The organism is Mycoplasmopsis agassizii (assembly GCF_002276225.1).
Classification (GTDB): domain Bacteria; phylum Bacillota_I; class Bacilli_A; order Mycoplasmatales; family Metamycoplasmataceae; genus Mycoplasmopsis_B; species Mycoplasmopsis_B agassizii_A.
Genome location: NZ_NQNY01000010.1, coordinates 1 through 17,563 on the forward strand (window position 1 = coordinate 1; position 17,563 = coordinate 17,563).

Annotated in this window: 14 protein-coding genes; 2 read left to right on the forward strand and 12 right to left on the reverse strand. The window is 28.0% G+C overall.

Annotated elements, in window-relative coordinates:
- Positions 1 to 70 precede the first annotated feature (70 nt).
- Together CJJ23_RS03165 and CJJ23_RS03170 are read left to right on the forward strand one after the other, a co-directional pair.
- On the forward strand, positions 71 to 2,086 hold the full coding sequence (locus tag CJJ23_RS03165; RefSeq protein WP_143823631.1) for a S8 family serine peptidase: 2,016 nt from the start codon (positions 71 to 73) through the stop codon (positions 2,084 to 2,086).
- Positions 2,058 to 3,083 carry a hypothetical protein gene (locus CJJ23_RS03170; RefSeq protein ID WP_095334917.1) on the forward strand — a complete coding sequence of 342 codons (1,026 nt, stop codon included), beginning with the start codon at positions 2,058 to 2,060 and terminating at the stop codon, positions 3,081 to 3,083. Before CJJ23_RS03165 ends, CJJ23_RS03170 begins: the two co-directional genes overlap by 29 nt.
- Before the next feature lie 62 nt (positions 3,084 to 3,145).
- On the opposite strand, the gene rplA is transcribed toward CJJ23_RS03170, so the two are convergent.
- The 12 genes from rplA to CJJ23_RS03230 form a co-directional block, all read right to left on the reverse strand.
- Positions 3,146 to 3,838: a 50S ribosomal protein L1 gene (gene rplA / locus CJJ23_RS03175; protein ID WP_420329860.1), complete on the reverse strand. Its 693-nt coding sequence runs from the start codon at positions 3,836 to 3,838 to the stop codon at positions 3,146 to 3,148.
- Positions 3,835 to 4,449, reverse strand: coding sequence for a 50S ribosomal protein L11 (gene rplK / locus CJJ23_RS03180; RefSeq protein WP_095334919.1), 615 nt, complete (start codon positions 4,447 to 4,449; stop codon positions 3,835 to 3,837). The genes rplA and rplK overlap by 4 nt, the downstream gene beginning before the upstream one ends.
- A gap of 869 nt (positions 4,450 to 5,318) precedes the next feature.
- On the reverse strand, positions 5,319 to 6,512 hold the full coding sequence (locus CJJ23_RS03185; protein WP_095334920.1) for a helix-turn-helix domain-containing protein: 1,194 nt from the start codon (positions 6,510 to 6,512) through the stop codon (positions 5,319 to 5,321).
- Between the two features lie 131 nt (positions 6,513 to 6,643).
- On the reverse strand, positions 6,644 to 8,242 hold the full coding sequence (locus tag CJJ23_RS03190) for an APC family permease (protein WP_095334921.1): 1,599 nt from the start codon (positions 8,240 to 8,242) through the stop codon (positions 6,644 to 6,646).
- Positions 8,243 to 8,466: 224 nt separating this feature from the next.
- On the reverse strand, positions 8,467 to 10,146 hold the full coding sequence (locus CJJ23_RS03195) for an amino acid permease (protein WP_095334922.1): 1,680 nt from the start codon (positions 10,144 to 10,146) through the stop codon (positions 8,467 to 8,469).
- A gap of 63 nt (positions 10,147 to 10,209) precedes the next feature.
- On the reverse strand, positions 10,210 to 10,989 hold the full coding sequence (locus CJJ23_RS03200) for a TatD family hydrolase (RefSeq protein ID WP_234805554.1): 780 nt from the start codon (positions 10,987 to 10,989) through the stop codon (positions 10,210 to 10,212).
- Positions 10,990 to 11,022: 33 nt separating this feature from the next.
- Positions 11,023 to 11,826, reverse strand: a complete 804-nt coding sequence (locus CJJ23_RS03205; protein ID WP_095334923.1) for a hypothetical protein — start codon at positions 11,824 to 11,826, stop codon at positions 11,023 to 11,025.
- A gap of 106 nt (positions 11,827 to 11,932) precedes the next feature.
- Entirely contained in the window at positions 11,933 to 13,258 is a 1,326-nt protein-coding gene (gene mnmE / locus CJJ23_RS03210; RefSeq protein WP_095334924.1) for a tRNA uridine-5-carboxymethylaminomethyl(34) synthesis GTPase MnmE, read from the reverse strand.
- Positions 13,259 to 13,280: 22 nt separating this feature from the next.
- Entirely contained in the window at positions 13,281 to 13,946 is a 666-nt protein-coding gene (locus tag CJJ23_RS03215; protein ID WP_180738019.1) for a phosphotransferase family protein, read from the reverse strand.
- Positions 13,918 to 15,609 carry a hypothetical protein gene (locus CJJ23_RS03220; RefSeq protein WP_095334926.1) on the reverse strand — a complete coding sequence of 564 codons (1,692 nt, stop codon included), beginning with the start codon at positions 15,607 to 15,609 and terminating at the stop codon, positions 13,918 to 13,920. The genes CJJ23_RS03215 and CJJ23_RS03220 overlap by 29 nt, the downstream gene beginning before the upstream one ends.
- Positions 15,610 to 15,612: 3 nt before the next feature.
- Positions 15,613 to 16,797 carry an ABC transporter thiamine pyrophosphate-binding lipoprotein p37/Cypl gene (gene cypl, locus CJJ23_RS03225; protein WP_180738020.1) on the reverse strand — a complete coding sequence of 395 codons (1,185 nt, stop codon included), beginning with the start codon at positions 16,795 to 16,797 and terminating at the stop codon, positions 15,613 to 15,615.
- 2 nt (positions 16,798 to 16,799) lie between these two features.
- Complete coding sequence (locus CJJ23_RS03230; protein ID WP_180738021.1) at positions 16,800 to 17,549, reverse strand: ATP-binding cassette domain-containing protein; 750 nt, start codon at positions 17,547 to 17,549, stop codon at positions 16,800 to 16,802.
- Between the last annotated feature and the right edge of the window lie 14 nt (positions 17,550 to 17,563).

Below are 17,563 nucleotides of genomic sequence, written 5' to 3' on the forward strand. Positions count from 1 at the left end.
CTTGTTTGTATTTCATATTACTTATATTATAAAAAATAACTACAACCTTTCTGTTGCAGTTATTAGGCCGATGCGGGAACCAAAAAATTTTTTAGGTTTACTATTTTCTGGAATAACAGTTTTATCTAGTATTTCAGGTGTGTCAGCTATTGATAATCAACAAAAAGTTGAAAATAATCAAACTGATTCCGAAAAAAATTTGTTACTGAAACAAATAAAAAATTCAGATTCATTTGAAAGTGTACTAAAAGGTTCATTTGCAAAATACAGAAAATATGAAAGTTCAACACCAAATAGCAGACAATACAAAACTGAAGTTACTGTTAATGGTATTAACAGAATTGACATTGTTTTCAAAGCTAAAACTAAACCTTCTTTAATAAATAATCAACTGAACCAAATAAAAAATCTTATAAGTGAAAAATATGATTTCGTTTATGCAAAAAATGCATTAACTTTTTCAATCGCATACAAAGATTTAAAAGATTTTAAAAATCTTCTTATTACCTTAATGGATTTGAAGTTTGACTCAAAAATTATTCTTCAAATTACCGTACATGATACAAGCCACACAATAAAAGAATGAAGAGAAATTAAAAATGACACTTCTATGGACAATGGTTATTTTGATGCTCCATATGAAGAGACACCTTATGTTTCACCTACCCCAGCACCAGCAACTTATAGATCTCAAATTGATGAAGATAAGGTATGAGATAATTATTTTTTTAAAAACCAAAGACACTATAAATTTACCGGTTTTAATAAAAAAATTTTAAAAGATGAAAGAATAAAAGCTAGAGATAATTGAGACAAAGGTATAAGAGCAAAAGTTGGTGTTTATGAAGCTGTGGGCATAATAAATAAAGATGCAAACATCTTTAGCTCAAATGATTTTGTAGTCGGTAGTGGCATCGTAGATGACCATGCCAACATTTTTTCTGAAATCATAGTCGGAAGACAAGGATTAAATCCTTATGCAACTATTTATAGCGAAGCAATTCCTTCATGAAACGGTAAGCCTGCAGCTTTGGATTATTTTGTTAGAAATGGTGTCAAAATTATAAATAATAGCTGAGGTAGCAAAGACACCGATAAGGCAAACTTTTCCATTGAATATAACGATGATGCAATTTGATTAGATAATTTTCTACTTCAGAATCCAGAAGTAATCTTTATTGAAGCATCTGGAAATGATGCAAAAAGACCTGCAAAAGATAAGTATGGAAGAATAATTGAATATAAAACCCCTGCCCAGATAGCTAAATACCTTGAAAAATATGACTTGTCATATAATTCTATAGTAATTGGAGCAGTGATTAGCGAACCCTTGATTTTGCCAAAAGAATTTAGCGAATATTCGATGCGAGATAACTATGTTTCTGCATCAACTCCCGATGATTTTGAAACAGGCTATGCAGTTAATGGAATAAGACCTGAGATAACTTCGTATGATGGAACAAGCATGTCGGCACCAACAGTTTCCTCAATTGCATCTCTTTTAACAATGAATTACAAAAATTTCTTTGATAAAGGTGACGATTCTTTAATATTTAAAAGTGCATTGATAGCAGGTTCTAGAACTATTATTTCAAAATTAGATAGAGAAGAAAACCATGATGTTTATAACCCACAACTGGGTTTTGGTAGAGTAAATTTTGCCAAAGTCAAAGAATCACTAGAACACATGGAATATGCTAGACTTAAAAAATCTCCTTCTAGTGGAAGTTATGATTATCAAACCAAAATTAATGTTGAGAGTGGTAAAAAATATAGAGTTAATATTACTTGAGCCAATCAAGATTCTTTTAAAACTGGATGAGTAAGTACGTTTGGGATTTTTGGTCATGATACACATACTCATATAGGACCTATAGATGTTGGCATTTTTATTTATTATCCATTTATGGGACCCACTATATCTGTAACAAATTACATCACTTCTGGCAATGAGGAGCAAAAGGCAAATACAAAAACAATAGAATTTACTTCAGGGATGGATGGATGGATGCCGGTTACTATATCTAATAACGATGAAACCAGAAAAAAGGAATTAGATGTTGTATTCACATATTCAGAAATATAAAAAACTTAGAAAATTGTTGTTTCTTGCTTCTGCAAGCATAGGTGCTTCTTTAATAATAACTTTGGCTTCTTGTAGTCATAGCGATTTTAAACATACACGCCTTAAAAAAGATGCTGCAATTTATCAAAAAACTTCTAGTGAAGATAATAAACCTTATTTGAAAATAAGCACTTATGGTTCAAAATATTATACATTTAGTGATTGATACTGAGAAGGTCCTTCAGTTAAAGAACAGGCCGAACAATTTGGTATACCAATGAGAGATGAAACAGGAAAATGGTTAGTTAAATCAGCCGAAAATCCAGAAGTAAAATCTGAAAATTCCAATAATGATAAAAATATTGCGGATTCTAATTCAAAAAACGTAACAAAAGAGTGGTTTGGAAGTAAGTATAAGAACGTTTTTACAAGTGATAAACTACAAGAAAAACCTGCAGAATCAAAATATGGTGATTTCTTTTATGCTACTAAAGAGATACAAAAATCAGATTCTTCTTATTTAAAGTCCGTCAGTTTAGTTAAAAATGATAGCGACCTAAAATCAGCTTTAAGGCTAGATGAATCAGGTAAAGAATATTATCGAAAATATTTTAGGGAAATTAATTTAAGTGATAAAACTGACAAAGAATTATATGATGATTTTAGCCCTTGGTCGAATAATTTTAATTACGAAACATTTAAGAATAAACTTGATTTTAAAAATTTTAATTATTTATTTCTTAAGGATTTTGCCAATTTAATTGCTTACAATGATTCACCCGAATCAATTCTTGAGGGGGGCGTAGAAATTGCAAAATATGAAATAGATGTTGTTAATAAAACCATTAAAATTAAGTTTTTTTGAACACCCACTACATTTGAAAATGATACAACAGATGTATCGGAAATCATACAAATTTGAAACCCTAAAAGACTTACATCTTTTATGATCCCAATTAAAAAAGACAAACTAACTTCTTTCGATTTTGATGATTGATCATTTAAATATTTAAAGTAAATAAATCACACAAAAAAACACCTTCTTTGTATAGAAGGCGTTTTTTAACTTTAATTTACTTTTTAGTCAAAAGCGATTTTGACTGAAGGCCCCATTGAAGATGATACAGTTATATTTTTAATGTATACACCTTTAACAGCTGCAGGTTTAAGTCTTTTAATTGTGTCGAGTAACACTTTAGCATTTTCACTAAGTGCTTGATCACTCATTGATTGTTTACCAATTAATGAGTGTACAATTCCGAACTTATCAGCACGATAGTTTGCTTTTCCTTTTTTCAATTCAACGACTGTTTTTTCAGGAGTTGGAGTAACTGTTCCTAAACGCGGGTTAGGCATTAACCCTTTAGGTCCTAGTTGTTTTCCGTATTTACCTAAAACAGGCATCATTTTCGGATCTGCAACAATTACGTCAACATCGAACTTTGCTTCTTTCATTCATAATTCAAATTCTTGACGATCAAGTACTGAATCTGCACCTGCTTGAAGCGCCGCTTCTTTAGCAGATGGTGTTTCTGTTAAAACAAGCACTTTAGTAGTTTTACCATTACCATTTGGTAGTAAAACTGCTCCACGAAGTTGTTGATCACTTTTACGTGTATCTAGATTTAAGCGAATTGCTAAATCAATTGAAGCATCAAATTTTGCATATGAAGTTTCTTTAGCTAGTTTAATAGCTTCTAATAAAGGTAATGCAACATTTTTGTCAACTTGTGCTTTAGCTGATTTTAGTTTTTTTCCAATTTTAGACATTATTGATTACCTCCTTCAGAAGTTTCTTTTTCATCTGCATGAGTAACAACTTTAATTTCTTTGTCTTTAGAATCAACTAAGTCATGTTCAGCAGCTTTTAGTTCTGCTTCCATTTTTTCTGAACGAGCAATTGCTTTTTTCTCAACTGCTGCTTTCGCTTTTGCTGCTGCAATGTCATCTCATCCTTGAATTAAAACACCCATGTTTCTTGCTGTTCCAGCAATGGAAGACATTGCTGCATGTAAATCACGAGTATTTAAATCTGGTAATTTGTATTGTGCAATTTCTTCTAATTGTTTTAAAGTAATTTCGCCAGCAATGTTTGCTTTTGCATTTGCTGAACCACTTTTAAGTTTAGCTGCTTGCTTAATTTTGTATGAAGCAGGTGAAGTAAATAATTTGAAATCAAAAGTTTTGTCTGTATAAACTGTGATTTCTACAGGAACTGGTTCATTCCCTCTGTCTTTTGTTTGATCATTAAATGCCTTTGTAAAATCTGGCATTTTGATTCCAACACCAGCAAGAGCTGGTCCTGGTTTGGCTTGTCCAGCGTTAAACTGCAATTTTGCAATTTTAGCGACTTTCTTACCGTTTCTGATTAATGGTGCTGCCATTTGTCATATCCTTTCGATTATTTGTGGTTCGATTGTTAATTTGTATAATTAACTCCCACGACTATGGTCGCATTCTTCAGTTTTTTCAAACTGAATAAAATGCTTTTTTATTTTAATATAAAACCTTGATTTTTTGAATTTTTAATTGAGAAAATTTAGGTAGTTTCGTGGCTAATTTTTTAGTAAAAATATGACCTTTTAATTTTTTATTTTTAGTTATTAAACTTCCCTGACTTAAATTTATAAAGAAACAAAACAACCTATAATAAAGCATAAAAATTGGCAATTTTTTTAAAAAATTATTTATAATTATTCTGCATAGTTCTATTTTTCTTTGTCTTTTTACTCATAATAATTAATTTCAAAGGTTTGTTAATATACTAGGCAAATTTTAATTTTTTTATTTTTTTAAACATAAAGATAGAAATTCTTTAAAAGTTTACCCGCTTGTTTATTCAAGTGGGTTTTTATTTAAAAAAAATTTAATATTGTAATTTTATTATCTAACTGTCTTAGTGTTTCATGATATTTATAATTAAATTTTTTAGAGCTAGGTAGTTTTATATTACAACAGATGGCTTAGTTGATTTGGCCATCACTCTTTTAGACCACTTGTTTTTTCAGGGGGTTTTTGTTTTTTCAAAGCTAATTGTATTACATTCTTATGGATTATTAAGATAGGTTTTGCTAAACAAAACATAAAAATGGCTTGTCAAAAATATCGCTAATAGGTTGTTCGTTAAAAAATTCAAAACAATACTTAACTTCCTGTTTAAGATTTTGAAATTCTCATTGCTTAATTTAAAAAATCTCTTGTGTGTGCAAAAGATTTTTAATATTGTTTTTATTAACTTTAAGCTAACAAAATTCTAGTTTTCTTTGTATTCAGGAATGCTTTTACTGGGCTTTTTATATTTGTAAAGAGGAACTTTAATTTCGAAACTAATTGAATCTTTACTATAAATTTCACCGAATTGATATAGATAATTTTGAGTAATTGTTTTAGCTGCAATTTCTGGAAAATATTTTTTAAGCAGTAATTTTACGTGTGGATATTTATTGCTTCCTTTTTGTAAGGTTTCAAAAAATGTATACTCGCTTTTGACAAATGCTTTTAAATTTATGTACTCTTCAAAAACTTCAATCACAGGTCCGTTGTTTGAAAAATCGAAGTATTCATTCTGCATTAAAACTGCTCAAATTGCTGCTTTTAATAAGTCTGATTCAACAGACAAATATCAAATAGGTTCTAATATTTCATGAATTTTCAAAAAGTGCATTAACAAGGATTGATTTCAAATAATTGTTTGCTTGTTGTTATATTCAGGTTCTAAATGATTTGAAAAATTATTAATAGTTGTTTTAATTTCGCATCTGTCACTTAATAAAAAAGCCTCATAATTCCACGTGTTTTTCGTAGAAATTAGAAAGCCATTCATGCGTAATTCTTCGTGAACAAATTGTTTATAACTTTGATCAGTTTTAACGTGATTATATAATTGAACAAAAGATAGAGACTGATTATTACTTTGCAAATATGAGTAATTAACTTCTTTTTCTCGGTTTTTTTCTAGAACATTAATTTCATTTTTTTTCAGTTTAATAGTTTGGCTGCCATCTCTTAAATAGACACTGCCTGGATATTTATTTTTTTGATCATCTACTAGTGAGTAGATGATTTCACGAGTTGGTTTAACTCGTAATTCTATGATGTAAGGATCTTTTGAGCGCAAGGAAATTTTGTAAAAAAAAGGTAGTAAATAAGGATATATATTTTTAGATATCTCATTACTTATATAGATGATAGTGCGATCAACACACTTAAAAATTTCGTCACTGCAAAAATGAATAGGATTCATTAACGAGGCTTGTTTATGGCTAAGTTGATCTTTTTGAAAAAATTCCAAACCAACCATTTCGCCGTCGTCCCTTATCCCAAAATAAAGATTACCACCGAAACCATTATTGAGAAAACCAACAACTGTTTTCAGCCACTTTTTTGAATCATAATTCAACAATAATTTGAATTCGTATGATTCGTCTTCGCCGACTTTTATTTTCACATTTTTATTTTAACAAATTTGCAAAAAAATTTTTCAGTAAATCAGAAAATAATTATTTTTTTATTTTTCTCAAAATTTCATAAATTTTGAAAATAAAATAAGCCATAATGGCTTATTAAAATTTGTTTTGATTAGTGTTTGTTAACTTGTTTAACTTGTAATGAAGGTGTTTTTTCATCAACACCCTCTTCAAGTTTAGCTAAGTCTTCAACCACATCTCTTTTTTCAATTGCTTTAATTAATAAAGCATTAACAAAAGGTGCTAATAACATTATAAAAGTAAAGGCAATGAACATAATAAATTGCAAGAATTTGGTTGCTTTAAATCCACCATCTGCAAAGAATCCTCAACCTGCAGACTCATTTGGTTCAATTGCTGCTGCACTAACGGTTGAATAAATGTATGCGATTACAGCAACTGCAATTAAAAAAATTGCAATAATAGTAGAACCGTAGAAAACAACATTGTTGATTTTTTTAATTTCTCCTTCTTTAAAGTGACCTTTAAAGCGTTTGTATGCATATAATCCCATGATGATTGCATAGTTAAAGAAGAATAATAAAGTAGGTCAATTAGTTGCTCCATCAATAAATGCATCTGAATTAAAAATAAAAGCAGGCAGTCAAATTGGTAAGAATCATAACAACATGTAGATTGCAATTAAAACCACTGCTCTTACCTCATTGCTAATATCTCTACCGTTGAATTTTGCTCTAACATTTTTGATTAATCAGTCACTTCCTAGCGATAATCTAGTTTGCACAGCACGTGAGTAATCTTGAATCATGAATCCAGTTAATCCGTTTAATAATCCTAAAGTAGAAATGAAAATGAAGAAGTAAACAAATCCTGTAACTCATCCATTAGATCCACCTAAAGAGACACTAATTAAACCACCAATTGATCCCTGGGTTTGTAAAATAGAAGCAATAGCAATTAAAACGTAAACAACTAAAACAATTACCATTCCGAAGAAAATTACTAATGGTAATTGTTTTCCATCATTTTTCATTCTTGATCTTGCTGAACCAACTGATAAGAAAGCATCAAAAGCAAATAAAACCCCAGGTAATGCTAGAATCATTTTTTGGAATGAAAATTGTGGGTGAGTTACGAAAGCGTTGGCGGTTACACCCGATTCTAGTGTTCTTTGATTCACAAAGACAATTCCAACCACAATTGCAATTACTAAAGGAATTAATTTTAATCCTGTAGTAACAGCAGCAAAGATTCCACTAACTGTCGGACCGATAATATTTAAAGCTAAAAACGCAAAAGTTAAAGTTATTCCAATAATAAAATGGAATCATGCATGATTAACTGCTGTGTTAATAGCTGCTCCAGTTGCTGAATCAGCAACAGCAGCTAGAAAAGCAATTAAAATTTCGCTTGAGAAAGTTCCTAAAGTAATTAATAAGATACCTCAGTAGAAAAATGATCAACCATATGCTACGAAGTAACCATATCTTTTACCTCCGTTTTGGTAAGCTCAAGAACTAATTCCCACAAGCTTCTTGACTTTTAATGATGAAATTTCACTGAATGATAACGCTGAAAATAAAGCAATAATTCCACCAACAAATCAGGCTAGTAATCACGTTATACTTTCACTATCTGAAATACGACTAACTGAGCCGTTTTTAAAGAAGATACCAATACCGATAATTGAACCAACAACTAGCGAAATAGCGACTAGCATCCCGATTTTGCGTACACTTTTTTGTGACACGTTTTTCCTTTCTTAATAAAAAACCTTTAACTAGAGTATGTCTGTCAAGGGTTTTTGTATTATTTTTTTCTTGTGTTTTATTTAAAAATTTAATTTACAAAAACCCCTATTCAAACATTTGATAGGTTGTTTGTTCGGCAAAGAAAAGTTTAATAATAATTTTCATTTGTAACCAACTTTTTTTATTTGTAAATTAGGTGAATTATATAGAAAAATAAATTTCTTTAGAAATTATTTTTTTCATGTAGATCTAAATTAAAGGTTCTTGCTTTTCAAATTTTGTAGTTATTGAAATTCTTAAATTTTTTCTTCATTAATAAATCTTCAATTCTGCCATAACCAAAAGTAAAGAAAACAAAAATTAAAAGTACAACAACTAATAAGACTCGACTAATTATCTCATCAGAATAATTAGTCATTAACTCTCTTTCCAACTGTGGAATTAAGAAAAAATCTATAATAGGAAGTAGTAAAGTTACTGCTAAAGATAGAAAGACAGTTGCAACTGCAATTCAAGCAAAAAGTAAGAAACAACGTATTTTTTCTACCTTAATGAAGTTTTTTCGTCGGTTCACGATTGCTCCATAGATAGAAAAAATAATAAACATAAAGGTAAAAACAGTTACTCAGTTAGCTATCAAATCTGCAAAAGAATATAGTTTAGCCATGGCTTCATCATAACCTCTATTTGAATAAGTATTGATATATCCTAGAGCACCAATCAGGGTGAAAATAATGAAAAAAGGGATAACTAAAACAAGTGAATACTTAACTCCAGTTCATGGCTTATCGCTATTTAAGGTCTTTCTTAATTTGGCTGAAAAAGGTATTTCTCCATGAGCAATTAACTCTTCTAAATACCTTGGACTTCATACTGAAAAAGAATTTAAGATTCCCATGATGCTTGTTGCAATGATAATGTTGACTATTCCAAAAAGAATTATTCCAACATTTCGGCCACTGCTATTTGTGCCAAATAACTTTCTTATTTTATCGGCCATCAAGAAGAAAGAACCACCATTAATTGTCATTGCAATCGCTATTGATAAATTAATAACTGTCACAATTACAAGTCCTAAAAATAATGCAAGTGGTGCTTTTTTAGGGTTTTCAAGCTCGCTCTGAACACCTGTTAAAACATAGAAACCATCAAAAGCATAAAATATTGCACCTAAAGAAATAAATAATCCTAGACCGGGTGCAAACCTTACAATTGAAGCGCCTGAAGCGATCGTTAAATCAGTAGGTCTTTGCACTAGAGCGCTAGTATTTGAAGTATATTGTGAAGCAACAACAAAACCTACTATTACAATAAAAACTATTGGTATAAACTTCAAAATAACTATTATTTTATTCTGTCAATCAGCCAATTTTGAGGATAAACCTGAAAAAATAATGAAATAAATTGCTAATAAGAAAGCAATCAATGCTCAAATTAATCAATCGTATTCAGCATTAACGCCTAAATTAAACTTATAAGCACTGATTCGGTTGTAAATAATTGCACCCAGACCATCCTGTAAAGAAGAAATTATATAAAAAGGTACAAAAAAGAAAGTAAGTGGTAAATAAATAAATACCATAAAGTTTTTACTTGCTTTAAAAACTGTTCTTGAATTAAAAACCTTATTTCAAGAAATTAATGATAAATTGTCTCTTTTTGCAGAAGCAACTTCTATCAAAGCTAGTGCCATAGCGATTACTGCGATTGCAGCTATTATCCAAGAAAAAAAAGAAAGTATCAATGAGTTTTGACTCATTGATAAAACAGTTTCTGATTTAAAGAAAATACCTGCACCAATTGAAGAACCTAAAACAAGTAGCATTGCAGAAAAAAAAGAAATTTTTTTCTTTTTATATTTTTTAGCAAACGCTTTTATTTTATCAGTTTCTTTTTGTTTCATAAGTTATATGATAATCAATTATCTGATAATCTAGTGAATATTTTTCTTACTCTTAAAAATCACTTAAATATTAAAAACGTCTTTAACGTTTTTTCTAATCTGATTTACTAAGGTTTCAAGGTCAATTCCCTTAACCTCAGCAATTTTTTCATAGACATATTTAACATAAGGGCTTTTGTTTGGTTTACCTCTAAAAGGCATTGGTGTTAAATATGGTGTGTCAGTTTCACAAAAGATTCTATCTAAAGGAACAATTTTACATGCTTCACGTGAAGCATGATTATTTTTGAAGGTAATTACACCTGAAAAAGAAAAATAAATATTTTTGACATGTTTTAAAAATCTTTCAACTTCAAAACTATCACCACTAAAAGTGTGGAAAATGAACTTAACATCTTGATATTCTTCTCTTGAAATAATTTCAAAAATATCGTTAAAAGCATCACGGCTATGAATTACAACTGGAAGGTTTTTTGCTTTAGCAATTTCAATGTGAGCAATAAAACTTTCAATTTGAATTTCTTTACTTGGATTTTCTTTATAGTAATAATCAAGTCCAACTTCACCGATTGCTACAGTGTCTTCATTAATAAATTCTGTCAATTTATTAGTGTCTTCTTTACCTTTAACTTCCATAGGATGAATCCCTAAAACTTCTTGAACAAATTTAGGGAATGCTTTCTTCATTGTTTTAATTTCTTCAATTTCTTTAAAAGATACACCTGTGAAGAAGATCATTTCTAATTCGTTTGTATCAATTCAACTTTGAACTTCTTCGATGGGATTTTCATAATACTCTAAATAAGGGTGAGTATGTAAATCTATAAATTTCAGTTTTGACATAAAAAAGATTGTATCACTTTCAGCAATACAATTCTAAATAATTAAACCACGTTTTTTTAAGTAGTGTTTGAGTGTAATTCTTGTATTAAAAAGAGAGGTATCTTCATTAAAAAAATTAGAGTTTTTAATCACTTGTTGGTATTCTTCGTATGCAGGTCATTTCAAAATTTTGACACCTTTTTTGTTATTTAAATGAATTTCAAATTCGAAACCTTTACCGTTTAAGTGATATTTATAAAAAAGTTTTTGAATGTTGGAATGCAAAGATTTTTTATGTTTCTCTATTTCATTATCTAAAACATTATCCTTTGCTTCATTAATGCTATATCTTCTCATTGTCATTAAATTTTTGATTTTATCAATTAAACTTGAATGAAAATCATTGCTTAATAAGTCATGAATTTCTTGGTATTTTGAAAATTCTTTTCTCATGAAATCTGCGTTAAAATGATTTATATATTCATCACGTTGTTCGAATATTTCATAGTTTTGAAGCACTTGTAAATAAAAAGAGTGCCAGTGACTGATTTGCACAGTACCATCTCGATCAATTTTTATTTTTAGGTTATCATGTTTTAAATTTCTCGTTCTTAAATAAGAACAAATTTGTTTAACGATAGTTATTTCAATTTTTTCATGCTCAAAAACGGCTCGTAATTTTTTAAAATAATTATGCTCAATAGAATGAATTACATCGTATATTTTAGAGTAGTTTTCTACAGGGTGTTCTTTATAAAAGGACTGTAAAAAATTCTTAGCACTTACAAAAGCTTGTATCATGCTATTGGCGTTTGGATAAGATTTTCTAGTTAATCTTCTTGCGAAATTATCATCCACTATTAATATTATAATCTTTTTAATTACATAATTTTTTAAATATTTGGTTTTTTCAAAACTTTTTTTGGATTTTCGTGTATAGAGCATTTAAAAATTACTTTCATTTTTACTTGCCTAAACAAAAATTTTTGAAAATTTCATCTAGCAATAACTCATTGTCTGCTTTACCTGAAATATTTATTAAATCCTCTCAAGCTTTTGTAATGTCAGTGATCACAATATCTGCAGTTAAACCATTTAGCAAGGCATTATAAGCTTCATTTAGTGCTTCATAAGATGATTTTAATAAAGACATTTGTCTTGCACCAATTAAAATTTTTTCATTATCTAGGTCTAAATTCTTATACTCAGAAACTAGCAAATCGAGTAAATTGTCAATATTTTTTTCTTTAGAACTTATATAAATTTTTTCTTTATCTAATTTTTCTAATAAATCAGATTTGCTAAAAACTTTTATATATTTTTTATTTTTACTTTGTTCAGTAATTAATTTATCAACTTCGGTTTCACCCTCTGTTGCATCAATTAAATGAATAATTATTTTTGAATCATTAATCAGTTTCAGAGATCTTTCAATGCCAATATTTTCAACTACATCACTACTATGATTTCTAATTCCTGCGCTATCATTAATTTGAAAAAGAACTCCTTGATATTGGAATTCTCCATTAATAATATCTCTAGTTGTTCCAGGGATATTTGTGACAATTGCTTTTTCTTCGTTTAATAGTAAATTTAACAAACTAGATTTTCCAGAATTAGGTTTTCCTACGATCGCAACTTTTATACCTTCAAAAATAACCGAGGCTTTTTCACTAAGTTCAATTGCTTTTTTTTCTTTATCTAAAATTTTTGAAACCTTGTTTATTAATTTTTCTTCATCAAGAATTTCAATATCATCATATTCAGGATAGTCGATATTAACCTCTAAATGTCCAATTAACATTTGTAAATCAGAAATTAATTCTTGAATAAATTTAGATGTTTGTCCACTAAATTTTTTCACGCTTGCTTTAGCTTGTGTTTCGGTTTTAGAAAAAATTAATTCATGAATTGCATCAGCTTTTATTAAGTCAATTTTTCCATTTAAAAAAGCTCTTCTTGTAAATTCACCAGGCTCAGCCTCTCTTGCTCCATTATTAAAAATAAGTTCAATTATTTTTTGCAAAACAATTAAACCACCGTGTGCATTTATTTCAACTAAATCTTCACCAGTATAAGAATTAGGATTTTCAAAAGTTATTAAAACAACTTCATCAATTGTTTCATCTTTATCATGAATATGACCATAATATATTCCTCTTTTATTTTCAAATTTACCTTTAAAAATTTTTTTAATAATCGTAAAAGTATCTGGTCCACTTATTCTAATTATACCTATAGGTTGGTTAACAACACCACCTGAAGAAATTGCGCATATCGTATCAAACATGTTTTAATTATATGTAATATATTTAGGTATTCACATAAAAATCTTTTATGTGATCATAGACAACTTCATAAGAAGTTTTATTAAATAAATTAACTATATAAATATAGTCTTCTAATTTTTCTTTATCCAATTTTAAATAGTCAATCACTTCATCTTTTGTTAAAACAGAAAACTTTAAAAAGGAAACAATATCAAAATATTTTGAGCCTTTTCTTGTTCATTCAAAATCAATTAATTTTACTTTTTTATCAATTGTAAAAATAGTATTTTTTGGTCTTACATCTCCATGAATAACTTCATTAAAATCATTTTGATATTTATCAACTATTTCTAAATATTTTTTGTCTTTAGTTTTATAAAAATGTCAATTCATTTTTGACAGATTTAAATTTGTATTTCAAACTTTTTTAAGTTCATCTAATAATAAAAAATCAGATTCTTTTGTTTGATATTTTTTTAAATAGATATCTCCTTCATATCATTTTTTAATTGCAATATATGGAGTTACATAAATGTAATCTTCATTATTTTTCAAAAAAATAATTTCGTCTTTATGATCAGCAATTTTATTTATTGCAACTCTAATTTGAACTTTAACATCATTTAGATAAGCAACATAAGTTCGATTATGAAAACCTTTATAATGAAATTTTATTTTGTTAATTTGCTTGAATATTTTTTTTGGCAATTTTCTTTTTATATAAAGCATAATACCCCTTAATTTTATTTATGAAAGTTTCTTTGTTTGCAATGTTTCTACTTACTAAATAATTTGTAATATATTCTAACACAATAGTTATAAAAATTAGTGGTCAAGAAAAATTTGCAAGCTCAAAAAACATTGATCTATCAATGTTTACTTGAATTGCTGCACCTAATCTATTTGCACCGAAAACACCGAAAAATACGACATCTCGCAATAAATTTTCAAATAAAAAACTCCCATTGATAATTAATTCTTTTTTAGATGCAGGGATTACTCATACTCTTAATATTTTGAAATATGAAAATCCTTGCTTTCTTAATATTTCAATTGTTTGAAAATTAATTTTGTTAAATGTTGAACTAGTAATTACTGCAAAGTTAAATGATGAGTGTAAAACTAAGACTAAAAAAACAGTTGTTGTTGGTTCAAATCATAAAATATTTAGTAGATAAAAAAACAGCAAACTAGGAATAATTCTTACTGACAAACCAATTATTTTAAATATTAATGATTGAAATTTTTTATTGATTTTTTCACTTTGAAAAATACCAATTATAGTTCCGATTATAAAAGTAAAGAATCAAATTATAATTGTTTGTAATAAAACATCTCAAACCAAACTTATCGGTGAATTACCTGATGAATCAAAAATAATTGCAAGATCTATTTGAAAAAACCTTTCCAATAAATTAGTTATTACTTTAGCATTTGAATAATCATATTCTAAATTTGCAAGAGCTATAATAGCAATGATAAAACTAATGAATCCAATGATTAACAAAATTATTTTTTGGTGATTATAATGGAATGAATTTTTGTTTGTTTTAGCATTAAATTTAATTCCGTGAAACAAATATTTTTTTATCAAAAAAATCATTAATTCATTTAATAATAAAAAAATAAAATAGATTGTTAGTGGTGCTCCGAGTTGATCATAATTAGAGTTACTCAAAGGAACATAAATTAAAGTTCCTGTCCCAATTATTCCTACTGCTCCTAATAATGAAATTCATCTGAAATTTGATTCCAAAGAAAAAAAATACAAGTTTAAAATTCTGGTTTTTATTCTTCAAAAAACTTCTAAGTAAAAACTTTTTATTTTACTATTTCTCAAACTAAGTGATTTATAAAAATATTGTAAATCAGAGTTATTAATCATATCAACCAAATATCTGTGAACTCATAATCACGTAAATCATGAGTAAGTTAAAAATGCTGCATCATTAGCTCTAAAAGCGTTAGAAAAAGCCCTTGCAAATAAAATAATTGGAAGGGCTCTTAAGAGTATGATAAAAAATCGGTAGAAAGTAAATGCAAAAAAACTGTGTATCTTTCTTGCTCCAAAATATGAAGAAACAAGTGAAACCAAAAAACCTACAATTGTTCCTAGAACTATCAAACGAATCGAAACTCACATTTGCTGCAAGGATAATATTCAAAGATTTTGTCCCGGGAAATAATTACTTGAATCTGTATATTTAAAAAGATCTGAAATAAATTCATTAAATAAACTTACCCCTGAAGGATTAAATCGTGATGAAATATAAATAGTTAAATAAATAACTATTGTCAACACAATTAATCACAAGAATATTTTTAAATTAGGATTTAAAAATATTTTTCTACCTTTTTTATATCAAACCATTTTTTATTTTAAAGCGTTGTTGTAAGGCTCCTTTATTTCTTTATCAAAATCAGTTATGTATCTGTAAAAGTTATAACCACTACCTTTACCAAATGAATCTTTATCTTCTAGAGAAAGTGCTATGAAAGCATCTAGAAGTAATTTTCTTTCTTGTTCATTTAATAAATCTTTATTAAATGCAACAACATCGTAAAATAAAGAATTAGTTAGAGTAAGAATTTCCATTCTTTCACCTTCTGGTGGATTAAAAATATTTTTTGTTTTATCTCCATCTTTGTAATGTTGTCACGCAAATGAATACATGTCATCTAGAAAAATTCTATAACCATCTAATGTACCAAGTAAATTCCCATTTTCTTGTTTGTGTTTATTATCAGGAATACTTGCTATTGTTGCTTGATCACCAAAATGATCTTTAAATAATTTTTCTTGTAGAATATATTTTCCTTGTTTACTTGGTTTACCATGAACAATTCCAAAATTATAAAATTCTTGTCAGTTTTTGTCATCCCAAGTTTTTTTAATTTTTTCAATAGTTTCATCATTACCAACTATTGCAACCATTCCTCGATAATAAGGAGTAGTATTTTTGTCGCCATCTTTAATTGTTAAGTCACCATATAAAAATTCTCATTTAACTCCGTCTCATTTTTCACGAGTATTGTCTCATGTTTTAAAGGGATGTAATTTTAAGTGATCATTTACTCATTTTGCAGTGTTTTTTAAATATTCAGGACCACCTTCATCTTTATAAAACATTTGCTTTGTATCTCCTTTAAATGAACGAGTTTCAGTTCTTGCTAAGTATTCAACGTTTTTAATATTAGGCTCCTCTACAGCTTGTCTGACATTTAAAATTGTCATCGCTGATTTACCTGCTTTTAAATCATTTAGACTAGCAGTTTTTTCTTCATTAGATGCAATTTTTATTTCAAGAATTTTTGCTTCTTTATACTTGTTGTCTTTGTCTTTTTCTTTTAACTCTTTGATTTTGCTATTCAGAACTTTTGTAAAATCTGCAACAGCAGTTGAGCCAGTTTTTTGACTAAATCATTCTGTACCTAGAGTTAGGTTCACTTTTTTAACATTTGGATCTTCAGCATTTGAACACGCTATTGCTGTTGAAACTCCTATTAGTGAAACAATCCCTAGAGAAGTGAATAGTATTTTTTTACTTTTTAATTTCATTGTTATTCCTTTTGGTATATTTTTTTTGCTTCATCAATAGAAAAATCGTCGATTTCTCATGTCTTAAAAATGATTCCATTTTTAAGACCAATCACTTTGGTGAAGACTTGTTTGTTGATTAAACCCAAATCATGAATATTGATTAAGGTTAAAATATTTTCAGTTGTGGCAACGTATTTAATAGCGTTGATCACATCTTCAGCAATATTGACATCAAGACCTGTTGTAGGCTCATCAGCTAAGATGATTTGTGGTTTTTGTAAAAATATCTTAGATAGTTCTACTCGTTGTTTTTGACCACCAGATAAGTTACCTACAGGTGTGAATATAAAATCCTCAATACTTAAAGTTTTTAAAATTTTTTTAATATTTTCAAAATCTTGTTTTGTGATGATGTTGAAGAATCTAAAAAATTTATTTTCTTGTAAGTTATAAAATCTTTTAAGATTTTTATAAACATCATCTTCAAAAATTAAATTAGGACTTTGATTTAAAAAAGCAAAACTTTTTACATATTTTTTAAGATCATTTTTAGAAAACTTTTTAATGTTTTCTCCATATACTAAAAAATCTCCTTCAGTGATTTTTAAGTGATTAATTAATAGATTAAATAAAGATGTCTTACCAGCCCCTGATGAGCCTATAATTGCTATAAATTCATTTTTATCTAGTTTTAAATTAATGTTTTTCAGCAATTCTTCTTTACTGTTTTTATATGATGCTGAAATATTGTTTAACTCGATAAAAGACAAAAAAATTACTCCTT